This is a genomic window from Nocardia sp. NPDC051756 (assembly GCF_040681495.1).
Lineage (GTDB): Bacteria > Actinomycetota > Actinomycetes > Mycobacteriales > Mycobacteriaceae > Nocardia.
In genome coordinates this window covers 266191-284280 of sequence record NZ_JBFAYV010000009.1, presented here as the reverse complement: position 1 = coordinate 284280, position 18090 = coordinate 266191, and the positions used below count along the sequence as shown (strand labels likewise).

Genomic DNA, 18090 nt, shown 5'->3' with positions numbered 1-18090 from the left:
CAGATGGCCAAGCGGATCGACGTCAAAGACCTGAACATCTTCTACGCGAAATTCCACGCGGTCGCCGACGTGGACCTGACCGTGCTGCCGCGCAGTGTCACCGCCTTCATCGGCCCGTCGGGTTGCGGCAAGTCCACCGTGCTGCGCTCGCTCAACCGCATGCACGAGGTGACGCCGAACGCCCGCGTCGAGGGCGCGGTGCTGCTCGACGGCGAGGACATCTACGGCTCGCAGGTCGACCCGGTGGGCGTGCGCCGCACCATCGGCATGGTGTTCCAGCGCCCGAACCCGTTCCCCACCATGTCGATTCGCGACAACGTGGTGGCCGGGCTGAAGCTGCAGGGCGTGCGCAACAAGAAGGAACTCGACGAGGTCGCCGAGCGCTCGCTGCGCGGCGCGAACCTGTGGAACGAGGTGAAGGACCGCCTGGACAAGCCGGGTGGCGGCCTGTCCGGCGGTCAGCAGCAGCGTCTGTGCATCGCCCGCGCGATCGCGGTGTCGCCCGACGTGCTGCTGATGGACGAGCCCTGTTCGGCCCTGGACCCGATCTCCACGCTGGCGATCGAGGACCTGATCACCGAGCTGAAGAAGGAATTCACCATCGTCATCGTCACCCACAACATGCAGCAGGCTGCCCGCGTGAGTGACCAGACCGGCTTCTTCAACCTGGAGGCCCAGGGCAAGCCCGGCCGCCTGGTCGAGATCGACGACACCGAGAAGATCTTCTCCAACCCGGGCCAGAAGGCGACCGAGGATTACATCTCCGGCCGCTTCGGCTAGGCCACGCGCTGCGCTCGAAAAAGCCCCGGTGCCAGACCTTTCGGTCGGACACCGGGGCTTTCGCGTCGGCTACTGGTTCCAGACGCTGTTCTGGAACTTCCAGCCGCTGCAGCTTTGGCCGTCGCACACCTGCAGGCCGATCCGCCACACCCGGGCCAGGCCGTTCGAGTAAGGGCTGTCATGGGCCGGACGGCTGCTGCCGTACTGCACCGTGTCGATCTGGCCCGACTGCAACTTGAACTGGGCTTGGACCTCGAAACTGCAATTGGCTTTCGAATTGTCGTTTCGGCCCGTCTTGATATACCAGGAATTGCCGTAACCGTCGCGGGGAAGCCCGCCGATGTGGACGACGTCCGCGGACCATACGCAGCTGCCCTGCGATTGACTGACCACCGGACTCGCGCTCGCCAATCCGGTGCCGCCGATCATCATGCTGAATGCCGCTGCCCCTACGGCGGCACTCGTGATCAGGCTCGTCTTGGTACGTGACATGGTTTCCCCTCCATTGGTGAATTGTGTTCTCGAGGCGGATATTTCGGTGCGCTTCCGGCCTCGGTGACAACTATGCTTTGTCGCGCTTAACGAGACCTTGGGATGATCTTGTCAACGCTGCGCATGAAAAGCGAAGGCGCGGTACCGCTTTGCGATACCGCGCCGAATTCGAGGCTGATTATTGTTGGGCTGCTTCGGGTTCCGCTGGTTGGATCACGTAATTGTTCGGGCGGTGCTCGCGATCGGATTCGTTGCCGCGGGTCGGCGACGGGAGGCCGAAGAGGCTGCTGCTCGCGGGTGTCGTCGCGGCGGGGTTCCCGGTGTAGGTGGCCGGGTTGCTCGGGGCGGGAGCTTGCTCGGCTGACTGGGTGTGGGTGTTGGCCGGTGGTGTTTGTGGTTGGCCGGTCTGCGTGTTGGCCGGCGGAGTCTGCGGCTGCCCGGTCTGGGTGTTCGCTGGTGGTGTCTGCGGCTGCCCGGTCTGGGTGTTGGCCGGCGGTGTTTGTGGTTGCCCGGTCTGGGTGTTCGCCGGTGGGGCTTGTGGCTTGTCGGTGGTGCCGGGCTGCGTGCTGTCCGGAGTGCCTGGGGCGCTGGGCTTCTGCGGATCGGCAGGTGTTGTGTTGTCGACCGCGTGATCCACACTGGTGATGATCTTGTCCGCTGCGCTGGCCAACTTTTCGGCCGCGCCGCCCGCCGAGTCGACAAGGTTCTTGCCTGCCTCGCCGCCGGCCTTGATGATGTCGTCCCAATCGTCGTCGAGTTTGCCGATGGACTCGATCAAGGTGGGCACATTGCCGGTGATCGTGCCAACCGTGCTGATCAGGCTGATGACATTCGCCGGTGTCCAGGAATTCGGATCATTGGCCGAACCGGACCCGACCTTGGTGGTATCGGGGGTAGTCGGTTCGACCTTGGTGGGTTGGTCCTTCGTATCGGTCTTGACCGGCTGGTCTTTGGTGTCGGTCTTGACCGGCTGGTCTTTGGTATCGGTTTTGACGGGCTGGTCTTTGGTATCGGTTTTGGCCGGAGCCGCCGCACTGGGATCTACGGTCTTCTGCTCCGTAATATTCTTCGGGCTGCCCGCCGCAGGCACCTGTTCCTGGGCCTTCTCCTGAGTGGCCGCGGGAACCGTGCTCGCGGGCTGGTCGGCGCTGATCTGCTGCGCGGTCAGCGTCGACTTCGGTGAGCCGGTGACCGTGTCGATCGGATCGCCCTCGCCGAGCGCCGCGCTCTGCGTCTGCACCGCCGTGTTCGCCTGCTCGATGGCGGTGGTGATGCCGGCCTGGGTGCCGACCATCTCGTTGAGCGCGGTGGTGATCGCCGTCTGATGGGTGTGCAGGTCCTCTTCGCCGGCGCCGTCACCCGACGCGGTGACTTGCCAATCGTCGGACACCTTGAAACCGGCGGTGGTGGCCTCGGTGACCTTGTCCAGCAACGACTGCCGGTATCCGGTGAGCGTGTTTCCGCCGTTGATCAACGCATTGGCGAGCTCGGTCGTCTCCTGTGCCATTTTGTTGGCAGTGTCGCGATCACCGGCTATCCGGTCGTAGGCCGCGTAATAGGCGTCGCCGCTCCAATGCGAACCAGCGTCCCTGATCTGGGTGACCGTCTGATCGATCAGCGTCCCGAACTCGGTATTGCGCGTCTTGATTTCTTCGCCGGCCTCGTTGAGTTTCCAAGGCTGCCATTGGTTTTGGACCTGGCTGAGGGTCGGGGTCTGGTCGCCGCTCTTCATTGCCCGTTCCCCAGCTTCTTCAGACTCGCCTGGAAGTCGGTGTCCGTCACCTCGTAGTCGGCGGCACCGCCCTTGGCGATATTGGATATCGCCTTGCCGCGCTGCGCCATGCGCAGCCAACCGGCCTCGATGGTCGCGCCGGCCGTGGTGCAGGCGTCGGTCACCGTGGAGCCGGGCAGCACGGTACTCAGCGCGGTGATGGTCGTGCTCACCTTCAGCGCGGCGATCTCGCCACTGATTTTGTCCATCGATGCGGCCAGCGCGCGCAGCTCGGTAGGATCGACCTTCATTTCCGCCCCCTCTGTGCCGTAACTCCCATAACGGCATCCGCGTAGCGAGTCATCCAACGCTCAGCTACGCGGCTAATCTTTCATTCTTCGCCCGTGAGACGTCAAGTCCCACAACGTGAAACTGCCTGCCATCTTATTCGGACGGCAGGCAGTTCCCGATCAGGACTCGGCGTCCGGGTCCGGCGGCAACACGCCCGTAACCAAGAAGATGACCCGGCGGCCGATCTCGACGGCGTGGTCGGCGAAGCGCTCGTAGTAGCGGCCGAGCAGGGTGACGTCGACGGCCGCGGCGACACCGTACTTCCAGTCGCGGTCCATCAGCAGCGTGAACAGGTGACGATGCAGATCATCCATCGCCTCGTCGTCCTCGTTGAGCTGCGCGGCGCGCTCCGGGTCGCGGGTCTCCAGCACCTCTTTGGCGCCCGCGCCCATGTTGACCGCGATCCGGCCCATCTCGGCGAAGTAGCCGTTGACCGCCTCGGGCAGCGCGTGATTGGGGTGCCGCCGCCGGGCCACCTTGGCCACGTGCAGCGCGAGCGCGCCCATCCGGTTGACATCGGCGACGATCTGGATCGCGCTCACCACCTGTCGCAGGTCACCCGCGACCGGCGCCTGGAGCGCGAGCAGGGCGAACGCCCGTTCCTCGGCATCCTGGATCAGCTCGGCGATCCGGTCGGACTCGGTGATCACCTGCTCTGCCAGAGCGAGGTCGGCCTGGAGCAATGACTGGGTGGCCCGGTCCATGGCCGAGCCCGCCAGCCCGGCCATCTCGCCCAACAGGTGGGCGAGATCGGCCATTTGCTCGTTGTAGATGACACGCATAAAACCAGACATTAGTTCCCAGCGCTGACCAAGTCACGAACGGAGGGTGAATGACCGGTGCCGAAGGTTAGCGCCGGTGTTGCCGCAGGTCCCGTCCGGCTTACTTACAGGTCTCGTCGGCCGCGTTGACGTGCTCCAGATCCGACGGCAGGGTGACCGGCGTCGCAGGGGCCATCGAGGGCATGTTCGAGATCGGATCGCCGACCGGCGTCGGCGTGCGCACCGTGCCGTTGAAGTCGCCGCCGATGACCACCTCGACGATGCCGCCGAGATCGCTGGCCGATTCCATCAGCGCGCCGGGGATCGCGCTGGCCACCGTCGCCGCGGCGGCCTCCTGCCCGGCCCCGTACCTGACCTTCGAGGTGACCTCGCTGCCGCCGGAGTAGTTGCCGATGTTGAAGATGCCGAAGCCCTGGTTGCCGAGCTTGGTCGCGGCCCGCTGGGCCAGGCCCGAGGTGCCGGAACCGTTGGAGACCAGCAGCGAGACCGTGCTCGGATCGACGGCGGTCAGCTTGGGCGGGGTCGGCGGCGCGGACGGGATGGAGCCGGGGGCCGGGGTGATCTTCTTCTCGCCGGGCAGCGGCTGATCGTCGCGGACCGCCTTGAAGATCGCCTTGATGTCCTGCTCGCGCGGGATCTCGTTGCCGTAGGAGGTGGTGCCCGCGGTCGGGATGGTCAGGAAGGTGACGGTGCCCGCGTCCAGCTTCTGCAGTGAGCGGCCGAGGGTGAGCAGGTCCTGGGGGGTGACCCGGTCGACCGAGGTGTGGTTGGTGAACGCGTTGATGAAGCCGTTCAGCTTGCCCGGATCGAAGAGCACCTTGCTGGAGAGCGCGCCGCGCAGCAGCGAGGCCATGAAGCGTTGCTGCCGGTTGATCCGGTCGTAGTCGCTGCGCTCTTCGCCGTAGACGTGCCGGGCGCGCACGTAGTTCAGCGCGGTCGCGCCGTTGACCTTCTGCTTGCCCGGGGTCTCCAGCACGGTGCCGAGGATCTCGTCGTTGATCGGCTTCGGCGAGCACACCTCGACGCCGCCGATCTGATCGACCATGGCCTCGAAGCCGGCGAAGTCGACCGCGATGAAGTGATTGATCGCGCTACCGGTCATCCGCTGGATCGTGGTGAACAGGCACTTGGGGCCGCCGAGCGCGTAGACCGCGTTGAGCTTGTCGCCGATCGCCGACGGGAAGGTCTCGGCGGTGTACTGGGCCTTGTCGTTGTCCCAGCCGTTGCACTGCGGCCGGGTGACGTCGAGGTCGCGCGGGAACGAGACGACCACGACCCGCGAGCGGTTCTTCGGGATGTTCACCAGCATGACGGTGTCCGCGCGGGAACCCTCGGCGTCGTCGAGCGTGCCCGCGCCGACCTGACTGTTCACGCCGGCGCGGGTGTCGGTGCCGACGAGCAGATAGTTCTCGTCACCGAGCTGCGCGTCCGAGTCGACCACGTCGTCGCTGTTGTCGTCGATCGCCGAGATCTGGGTGAAGTTGTTGCCGGTGGAGCGCAGGTAGCTCCAGCCGCCGCCGGTGACCAGCAGGCAGAGCACGGCGAACATGGTCAGGGCACTGCGGCCGGCCAGGCGTAGCCGCTTGTTGCGGCGCTGCTTGCTGGCGGCCAGCCGGGACAGTGGCGCGGCGCCGACGGACTTCGGTTGTGCGGCACCGGATTCGTCGTTGGTGGGCCACTCGGTCTGCTTGCGCTTGGCCCGGGTGGTCTCGGCCAGCGGCGGCAGGATGTCGGTGACCTCTTCGGCCGTTTCCTGCTTCGCCCTGGGCGCGGCCGGGGTGGCTTTGCGGCTGTCCTCGCCGCGCCGGTTCGGCGTGCGGGGCGCGGGCGCGCCCGCGATGTCCTGGACGACCGGTGAGCCCGCGGTGCGGGTCGGCGGGGCCTCGGCGGGGCGCCGGGGTGGCTGTTCGGGCGGGCGGCCCGGCGCGGGCTGGCGACGGGTCGGCTCGCTCGGGCGCCGGGCGGCCTGGTCCGGCTGGCGCGGCGGGTCCTGTCGGCGCGGCGGTTCGGCCGGGCGGCGCTGGGTCGGTTCGGCGGGGCGCGGTTCGGGTCCGGCGGGGGCGGGCTGGCGTGGGCCGCGACTCTGCGCGGCACCGGTCTCCGGCGGCTGGGCGGCGCGCCGACCACGGCGGCCGGAGCGCTCGTTGTCGACCTTCTGCACCAGGTCTTGCACGGTCAGCGGGGCGGAGCCCGCGTCGGCGGTGGCGTCGGTATGCCGGGATCGCCGGGACGACCGGGAGCCGTCTCGGTCGTTGTCCTCCGTGGGATAGCGCTCCCACGGGGCGCGATCTCCGGGCCGTGGCGAACGCCCGTGCCGATCGTCACCCACCAACGAACCTCGCTTTTCGTCTACGTCGCCGCCTCGGGCCGTACTCGACCGGCTTGACCGATTCCGCAATGATAACGATTCCGCCACGGTGAGCCACCTGAGTGCGAAATCGAATTTGCCACACGGTGGTTTGGATACCCGAACCGGCGTCGCTTCGCCTGGGTATCAGCCGTGCGCTATCGTCCGGTTCTCAGCCGCCACTGTGCATTACGTCGGCGGCGTGCGGTACGGCCGGGTCCTGCGGGTCGTCCAGCCAGCCGTGCGGCAACGCGACTTTGCCTGGGGAGCCTTGTCTTCCGCGCGGACCCTCGGCGTCCTTGGGGAACGGCGCGGTCGGATCCAGCTGCCCGACAAGGTCTTCCAGCTCGGTGAGCTGGGACACCGTGGCGAACGCGCGGCGCAGATCGGCGCCGACCGGGAAGCCCATCAGGTACCAGGCCATGTGCTTGCGCAGGTCGCGCATGGCCTTGTCCTCGCCGAAGTTCTCCGACAGCAGCGCGCCGTGCCGGTACAGCACCTCGCCGACCTTGCCGAGATTCGGCGGCTCGGGCAGCGGCTCGCCGCGCAGCGCCGCCTGGAGCTCGGCGAACAGCCATGGGCGGCCGAGGCAGCCGCGGCCGACCACGACACCGTCGCAGCCGGTTTCGGCCATCATCCGGACCGCGTCGGCGGCGGAGAAGATATCGCCGTTGCCGAGCACCGGAATCGTGGCGACGGCTTCCTTGAGTCGCGCGATGGCCGACCAGTCGGCCTGGCCGGAGTAGCGCTGCGCCGCGGTCCTGGCGTGCAGCGCGACCGCTTGCGCCCCTTCGGCTTCCGCGATGCGCCCGGCGTCGAGATAGGTCAGGTGCTCGTCGTCGATGCCGATGCGGAACTTCACCGTCACCGGGACGCCGGCCGGTTCGGCGGCGGCCACCATGGCGCGCACGATCTGGCTGAACAGCGCCCGCTTGTACGGCAGCGCGGCGCCGCCGCCGAGCTTGGTGACCTTGGGCACCGGGCAGCCGAAGTTCATGTCGATGTGATCGGCCTTGCCCTCGCCGACGATGATCCGCACCGCCTCGCCGAGGGTGGCCGGGTCGACGCCGTAGAGCTGCATCGAGCGCGGCGACTCGTCCGCGTCGAAGGCCATCATGTCCAGGGTCTTCTCGTTGCGCTCGACCACCGCCCGCGCGGTGATCATCTCGCAGACATAGATGGAGGTGGGGCTACCGAACTCGCGGCACAGCTTGCGGAACGCCAGATTCGTGATGCCCGCCATCGGCGCGAGCACCACCGCCGGATCGACCGGATACGGCCCGATCCGCAGCGCACTCTTCGCCCCGGTAGTCATCGTCACGCCGTCCAGTGTCTCATTTCCGCACGTAAGGGGCCTGTGCGGCCCCAAAAGGGCTGCTGAGACCCGCAATGTCGGCTGGTGCGCGGGACCGGTTGTGGTGCACCTCACGTCCTGTGCTCGCCGGCGCATCGTCCACGCCGGCGAGCACGATGCGTCAGACGATGTCCGGGAGGCGTTCGGCGAGATCGGACAATTGCCAAGGGCCGTCGGTCTCGATGGTTTGAGTGGCGGTCCAGCCGTTGAGGGCGGAGATCGCGCCCCCTTGGACGGCGAAGACCTGGCCGGTGATCGGGCACTTCTCCTGGGCCAGGTAGGCGACGATGGGGGAAATGTTCTCCGGGGCAAAGGCATCGAACTCGCCTTCGGGGACCTCCTCGGCGAACATGGCGCCCATGCCGGGGGTGGCCAGGGTGAGCCGGGTGCGGGCGACGGGGGCAATCGCGTTGGCGCGCACGCCGTATCGCTCCAGTTCGAGCGCGGCGACCTGGGTGAGGGCGGCGATGCCCGCCTTGGCCGCGCCGTAGTTGGCCTGGCCCGGGTTGGGCATGAAGGTGCCGGACGCGGAGGCGGTGTTGATCACCGACGCCGCGACCTGCTGCCCGGCCTTCGACTGCGCCTTCCAGTACGCGGCCGCGTGGTGCAGCACCGCGAAGTGGCCCTTGAGGTGCACCGCGATCACCGCGTCCCACTGCGCCTCGTCCATCGCGGCGATGAACGCGTCGCGCAGGATGCCCGCGTTGTTGACCAGGATGTCCAATCCGCCGAAGGCGGTGATCGCCTGCTCGACAAGGGCTTTCGCGCCCGCCCAGTCGGCGATGTTCGCGCCGTCGGCGACCGCGCGCCCGCCCGCCGCGACGATCTCGTCGACCACCTGCTGCGCGGGCCCGGCGTCGGCGCCGACGCCCTCGTTGTCGCCGCCGAGGTCGTTGACCACGACGGCGGCGCCTTCGGCGGCCAGCAGCAGCGCGTGTGCCCGGCCGATGCCGCGCCCAGCGCCGGTGACGATGGCGACGCGTCCGTCCAGCGAACCCATGATGTTCCTTTCGAGGGGGAGAGCCAGGTCAGGCGAGCAGACCGGCGAGGTTGGCGAGCGAGGCGTCGAGTTCCTTGGTGGAGGCGCGCTCGATGGCGCCGCCGATCGCGCCGACCATCATCTGGCTGATGAACTCCGCGTCGATGGTGACCAGGGAAGCGTTGTCGCCCTTGGCTTCCACAGTGAGGGTGAAGCTGATCTGCGCGCCGGCCAGGCCGACGCCGGAGAACTTCGTCGAGTTCGGCGCGTCGTAGGCGTCCACGGTGAAGGTGATGGTGTTCGCCATCCCCATGATGGTGAGCACCTCGGTCATGGTGGCCCCGGTGGACAGCTGCGCGGGTGGCAGTTCCTTCCACTTGGTGTGCACGGTCAGCCACTCCTCGAACCGGTTCGGGTCGGACAGCACCGCCCACACCTTCTCCTGCGCGGCGGCAAACTCCTTGGACACCTTGGCTTGTGCCATGGTCGTTCTCCTTACTTCGGTAAAGCGATTGGCGTGGTGCCGATTTCAGCGTTCGGCGGGGCGGTAGGCGGTGACGATGGCCGCGCCGCCGAGGCCGATGTTGTGTGCGAGTGCGACTTTCGCGTCGCCGACCTGGCGGGCGTCCGCCTCGCCGCGCAGTTGCCAGGTCAGTTCGGCGCACTGGGCCAGGCCGGTGGCGCCGAGCGGATGTCCCTTGGAGATCAGGCCGCCGGACGGGTTGACCACCCAGCGCCCGCCGTAGGTGGTGTCGTCGGCGTCGATCAGCTTGTGTCCCTCGCCCTCGCCGCACAGGCCGAGCGCCTCGTAGGTGAGCAGCTCGTTGGGGGAGAAGCAGTCGTGCAGCTCGATCACGTCGAGGTCGTCCGGGCCGATGTCGGCCTGCGCGTACACCTTTCGCGCGGCCGCGGCGGTCATGTCGACGCCGACGAGTGCGCGCGCGGTCTTGGTGGCGAAGGTGGATTCGAGGTCGGTCACCATGGCCTGGCCGACGATCTCCACGGCTCGGCCGCCGAGGTCGTGCTCGTCGACGAAACGCTCGCTGGCCAGCACCGCCGCACCGGAACCGTCGGAGGTCGGCGAGCATTGCAACCGGGTCAGTCCGAGCGGCTCGTAAACCATTTTGGCGCTTGCGATCTCGTCGAACGTGTAGACATCCTGGAACTGCGCGTACGGATTGTTCGCCGAATGCCGGTGGTTCTTCTCGGCGATCTTGGCGAAATGCGCACGGGTGGAGCCGTATTGCTCCATGTGCTCGACCCCCGCCGCACCGAACATCCACGGCGCCACCGGCATCGCGAACTCACGCAACTGGGCCAGCGCCTCGATGTGGCGCAGCAGCGGCTGCTCCCGATCGGTGTAACCCGCCTCCAGCGAGCCGGACTGCATCTTCTCGAACCCGAGCGCCATGGCGCAGTCGGCCAGCCCGCCGCGGATCGCCCTGGCGGCCAAGTAGAGCGCCGAGGATCCGGTAGAGCAGTTGTTGTTCACGTTGACCACCGGCAGGCCGGTCAGGCCGAGTTCGTAGATGGCGCGCTGCCCGCTGGTGGAATCGCCGTAGACGTAGCCGACGAACGCCTCCTGCACCTGGTCGTAGCGGATGCCGGCATCGGCCAGCGCCTTGGCGCCGGACTCCTGCGCCATGGCGGGGTAGTCCCAGCCCTCCCGGCGGCCCGGCTTCTCGAACTTGGTCATGCCGACACCGATGACGAAAACCCGGTTGCTCATATCGTTTCCTTGTCGATTGCGGGCTCGAACTCCGCGAGCCCGTCCTGGATGACGAATTGGTCACTGTCGGAACAGGTCTCGAACGAGTAGCGGTCACGGCCGCCCTGTGGTCCGGTCGCCCACACCGCGGTGTCGATGGTCTGCTTCGGGAACGCCGGCGAACTCAACCGCACGGCAAGCCTTTTCAGGCGCGTCGGATCCTCCGGGCTGATCCGGGTGATCAGCGCGTGCGAGATGAACGCGATGGTGCACAGGCCGTGGATGATGATGCCGGGCAGCCCCATCGCCTGGGCGAACTCGTCCACCAGGTGGATCGGCATCGGATCGCCCGCGGGCTGGGCGTAGCGGAAGGTCTGGTCCGCGTCGAAGGTCTGCGCCGCGCGGAAGTCCGGTTCCCGGGCGCGCAGCCGCTCGTCGAAGCCGTGTTCGGGGCTCGGTTCGCCGCGGGCGCCGTCGAATTCGCCGCCGCGGAAGAAGCCGACGAAGTACTGCTCGTTGACCAGCTCGTCGCCGCTGTAGGTCTCGATGTGCGAGGTGACGACCACGCCCGAGGATTTGCCCTCGATCCCGATCGGCCGGGCCCGCACCTGTAGCGTCTCGCCCGGCACGATCGGCCGGTGGAAGCGGAAGTCGTGCTCGCCGTGCAGGATTCGCAGCATCAGATCGTCCGGCACCACCGACATGGCGGCGTCGGCCATCATCACCGTGATCGGCACCACCGCGAAAACCGGTGGCGCGTATATCCCGTCGACGTGCTGCCGGATCGGATCGTTGGTCGCGGCGGCGTAGGCGATCGTGCGTTCCCGATCCACCACGAAGGTGTCGCGCGCACCCCAGTTGCCCAGCCGGTCCAGGTTGAAGGTGGTCCCGTCCGGCACCGCGGCCGCGGCCGGCCTGGTCGACGCGTCGTTGCTCATACCAGCAACGCTAGGAATCCGGGCGCGTCCCCGGGATGACCGCGCGGCGCACGTTCGGTGACCGCCGCGCTCACCGCATCCGGCCTGGTAGGTTCGCCTCGACCAGGGACGCAGGAGGTATGGGTGGCGGCAAGGACGGTGCCGATCGACTTCGTGCGCTCCGCCGTCGCCACCGCCCAGCGCCAGGGCGTCGACATCACCGAGTTGCTGGCCGGCGTGGGCGTCGCGCCCGAGCTGCTCGCCCAGGACCGCGCGCGGGTGACGGTCGATCAGGTGGCCGCGACCATGCGCCAGCTGTGGCGGATCACCGACGACGAACTGTTCGGCCTCGGCCCCGCGCCGGTGCCGCGCGGATCGGTCCGGCTGGTCGGCTTCGGCCTGATCGCCTGCCGCGATCTGGGCGCGGCCATCCGCCGGTTCGGCGAATACCAGCGCCTGCTGCCCGGCCTGCCGCCGATGACGGTGACCACCGACGGCGAGCGCACCCGGTGCACGCTCGACACCAGCGTGCTGGCCGCGGGCGAAGAGCTGCTCACCGTGTTCCTGCTCGCGGCGATCCACCGGATGATCTCCTGGGGCATCGGCCGCCGAGTTGCCTTGCGCCAGGTCGAGTTCCCGTATCCGCGCCCGCGCAATATCGCCGACTACGACCTCGTCTTCGGCGCCCCGCTGGTCTTCGACGCCGCCACCGCCGCAATAACTTTCGACAGCGAGCTACTGCACGCGCCGCTCACCCGGACCGAGGAAGACCTCATCGACTGGGCCCGCAACGCCCCCGTCGACGTGCTGTCCCGGCGCGACTACGGCGCCTCGCTCGCCGAACAGGTGCGCAAGATCCTCACCCGCGGCCTGCGCGGGGTCCGGGAGACGGCCACCGCCGATCGCTGGCCCACCGCCGACGAGGTGGCCAAGCGCCTGTCCATGAGCCAGCAGACGGTGCGCCGCAAGCTCGGCGAGGAGGGCACCTCGATCACCCAGATCCGCGAGGACATCCTGCGCGACGCGGCGGTGGCCAGCCTGGTGCGCGGCGACGAGACGGTTGAGGCGCTGTCCGCCCGGCTCGGCTTCTCCGAACCGAGCGCGTTCCGGCGTGCGTTCCGCCGCTGGACCGGCAGCCCGCCCGGCTCCTATCGCCGGTCCGCGCCGACCGCGGGCTGAATCTCCTTGCGCGGCAGCCGGTCTCTACTGGTCGCGCAGCCTGCGGTGGTACTTCTCCCTGATCTCCGGGTCGGGCTGCGCGTAAGCCGTTGTCGCCCCGGTGAATCGCGCGACCACCAGCTGCGCCCGATACGGCAGCAACTGCGCGGTCTTGATGATCGCGGCCAGCTTGCGCGGCACCGTCACCAGCGGCTTGCCCTTGGTCACCGTTCGCACGATCGCCTGTGCGACGTCCTCCGGATCGACGGTCGTCATCGGCTCGATCCAGCTCGGCATGTTCGCGCCGGCCGACAGCTCGGTACGGACGATCCCGGGCAGCACCGCCGAGACCTGCACGCCGTGCTCCTTCAGTTCCAGATGCAGCGCCGAGGTGAAGCCGACCACCGCGTGCTTGGTCGCGCAATAGGTGGCCAGCCCCGGAAACCCTTGCGTGCCCGCCAAAGACGCGATGTTGATCAGATGCCCGCTGCCGCGCGCGAGGAACCGCTTGGTGGCCAGCCGGGACCCGGTGATCACCCCGCGCAGGTTGATGTCGACGATCCGGTCGGTCATCGCCTCGTCCTCGTCCGCGAACAACCCGGTCGGCATGATGCCGGCGTTGTTGACCAGCACGTCCAGCGGACCGAGTTCCTTTTCCAGCGCGTCGAGGAACGCGGCGAACGACTCGCGATCGGTCACGTTCAACGGCAGGCCGATGATCTTGGCGTCTGGGTCCGCGCCGAGCTCGACGGCGGTCTTGTCGACCAGCTCCACATCGATGTCCCCGATCGCGACCGTGGCGCCCGCCCCGAGGAACGCCTCGGCGGTGGCCCGGCCGATCCCGCGCGCGCCGCCGGTGATCGCGACGACCTTCCCGGTCAACGGGGCCTCGCCGTGGGGTGCACTGGTCATGTTCTCGGCCTTCCTGATTCGATCGGCGAGGTCCGGCCTGCGCGAACGGCCGACCGGTACGGCGCGATACACCCAGTGTCGGCGTTCCCACGGCGCTCGTCGGCGGATTCGGCAATCACGAAGCGGCGCAGCGGAACCGACGCGCTCAGAGCCCGCGCGCGATGATCTCCTTCATGATCTCGTTGGTGCCGCCGTAGATCTTCTGGATCCGCGAATCGGTGAAGATCCGGGCGATCGGATACTCGGCCATGTAGCCGTAGCCGCCGAACAGCTGCAAACAGCGGTCGGCCAGGATGTTCTGCTGCTCGGACAGCCACAGCTTCGCCTTGGCCGCGGTCGGGATGTCGAGATCGCCCCGGACGTGCTTCTCCACGCAGTCGTCGAGGAAGCTCCAGCCGACGGTGACCGCCGTATCGCATTCGGCCAGCGTGAATTTGGTGTTCTGGAAGCCGAAGAGCGGCTTGCCGAAGGCGGTGCGCTCCTTGGTGTATTCCAGGGTCAGCTCGACCGTCTTCTCCATCGTCGCCATCGCGGTGACGGCGATGATCAGCCGTTCCTGCGCGAGCTGCTGCATCAGCTGGATGAAGCCCATGTTCTCGGCCTCGCCGATCAGGTTCGTCCGCGGCACCCGCACCTCGTCGAAGAACAGCTCGCAGGTGTCCTGCCCGTGCTGGCCGATCTTGTGCAGGTTGCGTCCGCGCCGGAAGCCCGCGCGCGTCGTCTCGACCGCGACCAGCGAGAGGCCGCCCGCGCCGCCCTGCTCGTTGGTCTTGGCCACCACCAGCACCAGGTCGGCCAGGAAACCGTTGGAGATGAACGTCTTCGCGCCGTTGACCACGTACTCGTCGCCCTGCACCGTCGCCGTGGTGCGGATCGCCTGCAGGTCCGATCCGGTGCCGGGCTCGGTCATCGCGATCGCCGCGACGATCTCGCCGGAGGCCAGCTTGGGCAGCCAGGTCTTCTTCTGCTCGTCGGTGCCGTAGCCGGCGATGTAGTGCGCGATGATCGTGCTGTGCACCGGTCCGCCGAAGCTGGGCGCCAGCGCGCGCACCTGCTCGATGGCGATCACCGCGTCGTGCCGGAAGTCCCCGCCTCCGCCGCCGAACTCCTCCGGCACGCTCGGGCACAGCAGTCCGAGCTCACCGGCCCGCAGCCACACCTCGCGGTCGATGTGCTGCTGCTCGGCCCAGCGCTCCTCGTGCGGGGCGCACTCCTCGCCGAAGAAGTCGCGCGACAGCTCCGCCAGCGCGTCCATTTCCGCATCCATCCACCGTGAGCGGTGCTTTGCCATGTTCGCCCGTCCCTTCGCGCAGCCGACGCCGTCGTCGTGTCCCCACGGTAGGAATTCGCAGGTCCCGCGGGTAAGGACCGGGCCGCCCGAATCCGATGACCGCAGCGCTTGCCCGCGGCGATATCGCCGATCGAAACGCGGGCGAACAGATATCGACCGAATACGCGGTCGGCACCCGCGACACCGAACTCCCAGGACATCAATGGCTGAGCGAACCGGCGGAAGTCGAATACCGCGCGGCAGTGCCGAACATGGCGACACCGACAAGGTGAATGCGTTCGTGAATGTGAACGGCGGTACCGCGCAGAACCCTATTGCGGTGCGCACGACGTTTGTAGGTTTATTGCGTCGAAGTTCGTACTTCGACGCAATAAACCGTCGAAGTAGGTAATTGCTGGATACGGGGTTAGCCGGACATACGCGAGCCGCCGCCCGGTGCTCCGGACGGCGGCTCGTGGTCGATCGGGGTGCGAGCTCAGCTTGCGGTGCTGCTCGCCATCTGGCGGTCGGCCTTGGCGGCCTCGCGGGCGAGCATGCGGTCGCGCTGTTCCTCGAACTTCACGACGTCCTTGCCGAGCTTGTCGAGGTAGGCGGCGAGCCGTTCGCGGCAGGCCTCGCCGCGGCCGGTGAAGTCGTCGCGCTCGAAGATGCTCCACTTCTTGAGCACCGGCTGCACTACCTCTTCCATGTGCTGGCGCAGATCGTAGATGCCGTGCTTGGCCATCAGGACGCCGTTGCGGCGGAAGTTGGGCATGCCCGCGCCGGGCATCTGGAAGTTCTCCAGGATCAGCGTGATGGCCTCGATCGCCTGGTCCGGAGACAGGTCGAGCGCGGCGGCGCACATGTTGCGGTAGAAGATCATGTGCAGGTTCTCGTCCGCGGCGACGCGCTGGAGCATGCGGTCGGCGATCGGGTCGTCACAGACCTTGCCGGTGTTGCGGTGGCTGACTCGGGTGGCCAGCTCCTGGAACGTCACGTACGCGACGGAGTGCAGGAAGCCCGCGTCGGCCTCGGTCGGCGACGCGAAACCGTTGGTCATGTGGATCATCCGCGCCTCTTCGAGGGCGACCGGATCGACGCCGCGGGTGACCACCAGGTAGTCCCGCATCACGATGCCGTGCCGGTTTTCCTCGGCGGTCCAGCGGCCTACCCAGGTGCCCCAGGCGCCGTCCTGGGAGAAGTTCTCGGCGATCTCGCGGTGGTAAGAGGGGAGGTTGTCCTCGGTCAGCAGATTGGTGACCATGGCAGCCTTCGCGACCTCGCTCAACCGGGACTGCTCAGGATCCCAGTCGATGCCCCCGAGTGCGGCGAAATTGCGGCCTTCATCCCACGGGACGTAGTCGTGCGGATGCCATTCCTTTGCCAAGGAGAAGTGCCGGTTGACGTTTTCTGCGGCAACCGGCTCCAACTCCGTAAGAAGCTCGAGTTGAGTCAGATCCCTTGCCATGTATGAACCCTTCAGTCTGTGCGTCCGGTCGAGCAGGTCATCCCCCCAAGGTAGACCGATGCCGTGCGGCCATACCTTACGGCACCGTAGGTGTGATGCGAAACGCATCCGAATGCCTGTTGATGCCCCGTGATGCACGTCATACGCCGTCGTTGGCGTTCGGCGACCACTTCCGAGTGTATGGCTTCGGCCCGCAGCGAGTGGACTATCGCTACGGGCCTTGGAGTGTTAGCACCGGCGTGCTGCACTGCACACGCCGGCGCGAATTGCATAGTGCGCCCAGCTCAGCGTTTCCCGCCGAACAGGCCGCCGAGCACGTTCCCCAGCGCGCCGCCGGCATTCTTGGCCAGCGCCTCGCCGATCGCGCCGCCGATGCCGCCGCTCTTGCTGCTGCCGCCCAGCAGCCCGCCGAGGATGTCGCCGATGCCGCCGTTGCCGGCCGACTGGGTCTGCGGCGCCGCGTTGCCGCCGCCCCCGGTCATCTGCTTGGCCAGGTAGGCCAGCACGATCGGGGCGAGGATCGGCATCAGCTTGGCGATCAGGTCGTTGCCGCCGGTGCCCTCGGTCGCGCCGAGGGTGCTGATCACGGTGTTCTTCTCCTGGCCGAAGACGTTCTCGACGATCTTCGAGCCGTCGGCGACGTCGACCTTGTCGATGTCGACCTGGCCCTCGCCCTCGACCAGTCCGCCGTGGTTGTCCAGGGCGCCGACCAGTGAGGCCGCGCCTTCGGGCTGGGTCGCGTTGGCTTGCAGCCCGCCGAGCAGGGTGGGCAGTGCGGCCTTGACCGCGTTCGTCGCAGTGCTCTCGTCGACGCCGAGCTTCGCGGCGATCTGGCCGATCGGTACCTGGGAGAGCAAATCATCGAAGGAAGTCATCAGCTCCGCCTTGTCGAGGGGTGACCGGGATTGCCCGTGTCGCGCTCACAGTAGGGGAATGCCCGGAGGGAGTGTGGTGTTTCGAACCCGCGCGCCGGAGGCGCGTTGCAAGTGTGGCCTCGCGCATTCGCGCTCGCAAGCACTCCCTGTGGCCTCGCGCATTCGCGCTCGCAAGCACTCAGGAGTCGGCGACAGTACGGCCGAAACGAGAGCGGGCGCCCGGTTGACCGGGCGCCCGACGAGTGCCCCCAGTAGGGCTCGAACCTACGACCTGCGGATTAAAAGTCCGTAGCTCTACCAACTGAGCTATAGGGGCGCGGTGGGCCAGTGTAGTGGGCGCGGCGCGATGGCCCAAATGGGGGAGCGACGCGAGTCGCGGGCCGGCCGCGGCTCGGATCGCAAGGGAAGGCGAGTAGTGGCAATCTGACGCCGAGACTTGTTGTCGCGCCGAGTAACGCGCGAAGAGTGGCCCACGATCTTGCCGGTAAACATTTGGTACCCAACTTTGTTCATTGCGCCGAGAATTGGCTACGATCCAATCATGTTGGCTAGCAATGTCTTTGGATTTGCGGGGGGTGAGGGGCCTGAGCTCGGGTGTGCGTGCGGGTGGGGTGAGCGGGCGGGCTGCCCACGATGGCCGGCGCTCCGGTCGGCCGGTCTCCTCGGGTGAACGTTGCTGGGACGCTGTCGAATTGGGGGAACGAGCACAGAGGGAAGCTTGGTTGCTTGATGTTTGCTGTAACAGTAAACCGAACCGGTCAGTTACCTGACTCGTCGGTTTGCCGCGTGTCGGAAGGGGATTCCGGGTACGGTGACGACTTGATGAATTCCGTAAGAATCGTCTACTCGTCCGGTGATTCGGAATTCGGCTTATCGTTGATGTGCCCGAACGTGTCGCGACCGGTCCGGCCGATCGTGACTTCCCTGGAGACAACGCCGCAGGAGGCAGATCCGAGACGAAGAAATACCCGGGTGCGCACCCCCTG

17 protein-coding genes and 1 tRNA gene are annotated in these 18090 nt (G+C 67.5%); 3 read left to right on the top strand and 15 right to left on the bottom strand.

Translation table 11 applies throughout. The features are described from left to right. The first annotated feature begins 3 nt into the window (after nt 1-3). Entirely contained in the window at nt 4-780 is a 777-nt protein-coding gene (gene pstB / locus AB0M22_RS36155) for a phosphate ABC transporter ATP-binding protein PstB (protein ID WP_150403887.1), read from the top strand. A 69-nt stretch (nt 781-849) separates the two neighbouring features. Here pstB and AB0M22_RS36150 read toward each other — a convergent pair whose 3' ends face one another. The 10 genes from AB0M22_RS36150 to AB0M22_RS36105 form a co-directional block, all read right to left on the bottom strand. Beyond that, nucleotides 850-1272: a hypothetical protein gene (locus AB0M22_RS36150; RefSeq protein WP_364736544.1), complete on the bottom strand. Its 423-nt coding sequence runs from the start codon at nt 1270-1272 to the stop codon at nt 850-852. A gap of 178 nt (nt 1273-1450) precedes the next feature. Then, nucleotides 1451-3004, bottom strand: a complete 1554-nt coding sequence (locus tag AB0M22_RS36145; protein WP_364736542.1) for a hypothetical protein — start codon at nt 3002-3004, stop codon at nt 1451-1453. Beyond that, nucleotides 3001-3294: a type VII secretion target gene (locus AB0M22_RS36140; RefSeq protein WP_364736540.1), complete on the bottom strand. Its 294-nt coding sequence runs from the start codon at nt 3292-3294 to the stop codon at nt 3001-3003. The genes AB0M22_RS36145 and AB0M22_RS36140 overlap by 4 nt, the downstream gene beginning before the upstream one ends. Before the next feature lie 159 nt (nt 3295-3453). Then, nucleotides 3454-4116 carry a phosphate signaling complex protein PhoU gene (gene phoU / locus AB0M22_RS36135; RefSeq protein ID WP_150403891.1) on the bottom strand — a complete coding sequence of 221 codons (663 nt, stop codon included), beginning with the start codon at nt 4114-4116 and terminating at the stop codon, nt 3454-3456. Nucleotides 4117-4216: 100 nt separating this feature from the next. Next, nucleotides 4217-6445: an LCP family protein gene (locus tag AB0M22_RS36130; protein WP_364736537.1), complete on the bottom strand. Its 2229-nt coding sequence runs from the start codon at nt 6443-6445 to the stop codon at nt 4217-4219. A 190-nt stretch (nt 6446-6635) separates the two neighbouring features. Further along, entirely contained in the window at nt 6636-7778 is a 1143-nt protein-coding gene (gene dusB / locus AB0M22_RS36125; RefSeq protein ID WP_364736637.1) for a tRNA dihydrouridine synthase DusB, read from the bottom strand. 160 nt (nt 7779-7938) lie between these two features. Further along, nucleotides 7939-8817: an SDR family oxidoreductase gene (locus AB0M22_RS36120; protein ID WP_364736535.1), complete on the bottom strand. Its 879-nt coding sequence runs from the start codon at nt 8815-8817 to the stop codon at nt 7939-7941. A 28-nt stretch (nt 8818-8845) separates the two neighbouring features. Further along, on the bottom strand, nt 8846-9280 hold the full coding sequence (locus AB0M22_RS36115) for an SRPBCC family protein (protein ID WP_364736533.1): 435 nt from the start codon (nt 9278-9280) through the stop codon (nt 8846-8848). Between the two features lie 45 nt (nt 9281-9325). Next, nucleotides 9326-10525, bottom strand: coding sequence for a lipid-transfer protein (locus AB0M22_RS36110; protein ID WP_364736531.1), 1200 nt, complete (start codon nt 10523-10525; stop codon nt 9326-9328). Then, complete coding sequence (locus AB0M22_RS36105) at nt 10522-11442, bottom strand: MaoC/PaaZ C-terminal domain-containing protein (RefSeq protein ID WP_364736529.1); 921 nt, start codon at nt 11440-11442, stop codon at nt 10522-10524. Before AB0M22_RS36105 ends, AB0M22_RS36110 begins: the two co-directional genes overlap by 4 nt. 123 nt (nt 11443-11565) lie before the next feature. Here AB0M22_RS36105 and AB0M22_RS36100 point away from each other — a divergent pair, with 123 nt between their 5' ends. Further along, nucleotides 11566-12600 (top strand): AraC family transcriptional regulator, encoded by a 1035-nt coding sequence (locus tag AB0M22_RS36100; RefSeq protein WP_364736527.1) that lies wholly within the window; start codon nt 11566-11568, stop codon nt 12598-12600. 24 nt (nt 12601-12624) lie between these two features. On the opposite strand, the gene AB0M22_RS36095 is transcribed toward AB0M22_RS36100, so the two are convergent. Together AB0M22_RS36095 and AB0M22_RS36090 are read right to left on the bottom strand one after the other, a co-directional pair. Beyond that, nucleotides 12625-13491 carry an SDR family oxidoreductase gene (locus AB0M22_RS36095; RefSeq protein ID WP_364736525.1) on the bottom strand — a complete coding sequence of 289 codons (867 nt, stop codon included), beginning with the start codon at nt 13489-13491 and terminating at the stop codon, nt 12625-12627. A 145-nt stretch (nt 13492-13636) separates the two neighbouring features. Then, entirely contained in the window at nt 13637-14782 is a 1146-nt protein-coding gene (locus tag AB0M22_RS36090; protein WP_364736523.1) for an acyl-CoA dehydrogenase family protein, read from the bottom strand. A 95-nt stretch (nt 14783-14877) separates the two neighbouring features. On the opposite strand from AB0M22_RS36090, the gene AB0M22_RS36085 reads away from it, so the two are divergent. Continuing rightward, nucleotides 14878-15054 (top strand): hypothetical protein, encoded by a 177-nt coding sequence (locus AB0M22_RS36085; protein ID WP_364736521.1) that lies wholly within the window; start codon nt 14878-14880, stop codon nt 15052-15054. A gap of 203 nt (nt 15055-15257) precedes the next feature. On the opposite strand, the gene AB0M22_RS36080 is transcribed toward AB0M22_RS36085, so the two are convergent. The 3 genes from AB0M22_RS36080 to AB0M22_RS36070 all read right to left on the bottom strand — a co-directional run bounded on the left by AB0M22_RS36080 (nt 15258) and on the right by AB0M22_RS36070 (nt 17420). Then, nucleotides 15258-16229, bottom strand: a complete 972-nt coding sequence (locus tag AB0M22_RS36080) for an acyl-ACP desaturase (RefSeq protein ID WP_364736519.1) — start codon at nt 16227-16229, stop codon at nt 15258-15260. Between the two features lie 284 nt (nt 16230-16513). After that, the gene (locus AB0M22_RS36075; protein ID WP_364736517.1) at nt 16514-17104 is read right to left on the bottom strand and encodes a DUF937 domain-containing protein; all 591 of its coding nucleotides are present in this window, start codon (nt 17102-17104) and stop codon (nt 16514-16516) included. A 243-nt stretch (nt 17105-17347) separates the two neighbouring features. Beyond that, nucleotides 17348-17420, bottom strand: a tRNA-Lys gene (locus tag AB0M22_RS36070). Between the last annotated feature and the right edge of the window lie 670 nt (nt 17421-18090).

Coding starts and splice junctions, on each gene's coding strand:
- AB0M22_RS36115 (WP_364736533.1), bottom strand. CDS start 9,280: ATGGCACAAGCCAAGGTGTCCAAGGAGTTTGCCGCCGCGCAGGAGAAG.
- AB0M22_RS36105 (WP_364736529.1), bottom strand. CDS start 11,442: ATGAGCAACGACGCGTCGACCAGGCCGGCCGCGGCCGCGGTGCCGGAC.
- AB0M22_RS36075 (WP_364736517.1), bottom strand. CDS start 17,104: ATGACTTCCTTCGATGATTTGCTCTCCCAGGTACCGATCGGCCAGATC.
- AB0M22_RS36095 (WP_364736525.1), bottom strand. CDS start 13,491: ATGACCAGTGCACCCCACGGCGAGGCCCCGTTGACCGGGAAGGTCGTC.
- pstB (WP_150403887.1), top strand. CDS start 4: ATGGCCAAGCGGATCGACGTCAAAGACCTGAACATCTTCTACGCGAAA.
- AB0M22_RS36090 (WP_364736523.1), bottom strand. CDS start 14,782: ATGGCAAAGCACCGCTCACGGTGGATGGATGCGGAAATGGACGCGCTG.
- AB0M22_RS36080 (WP_364736519.1), bottom strand. CDS start 16,229: ATGGCAAGGGATCTGACTCAACTCGAGCTTCTTACGGAGTTGGAGCCG.
- AB0M22_RS36150 (WP_364736544.1), bottom strand. CDS start 1,272: ATGTCACGTACCAAGACGAGCCTGATCACGAGTGCCGCCGTAGGGGCA.
- AB0M22_RS36145 (WP_364736542.1), bottom strand. CDS start 3,004: ATGAAGAGCGGCGACCAGACCCCGACCCTCAGCCAGGTCCAAAACCAA.
- AB0M22_RS36110 (WP_364736531.1), bottom strand. CDS start 10,525: ATGAGCAACCGGGTTTTCGTCATCGGTGTCGGCATGACCAAGTTCGAG.
- AB0M22_RS36085 (WP_364736521.1), top strand. CDS start 14,878: ATGACCGCAGCGCTTGCCCGCGGCGATATCGCCGATCGAAACGCGGGC.
- AB0M22_RS36140 (WP_364736540.1), bottom strand. CDS start 3,294: ATGAAGGTCGATCCTACCGAGCTGCGCGCGCTGGCCGCATCGATGGAC.
- dusB (WP_364736637.1), bottom strand. CDS start 7,778: ATGACTACCGGGGCGAAGAGTGCGCTGCGGATCGGGCCGTATCCGGTC.
- AB0M22_RS36120 (WP_364736535.1), bottom strand. CDS start 8,817: ATGGGTTCGCTGGACGGACGCGTCGCCATCGTCACCGGCGCTGGGCGC.
- phoU (WP_150403891.1), bottom strand. CDS start 4,116: ATGCGTGTCATCTACAACGAGCAAATGGCCGATCTCGCCCACCTGTTG.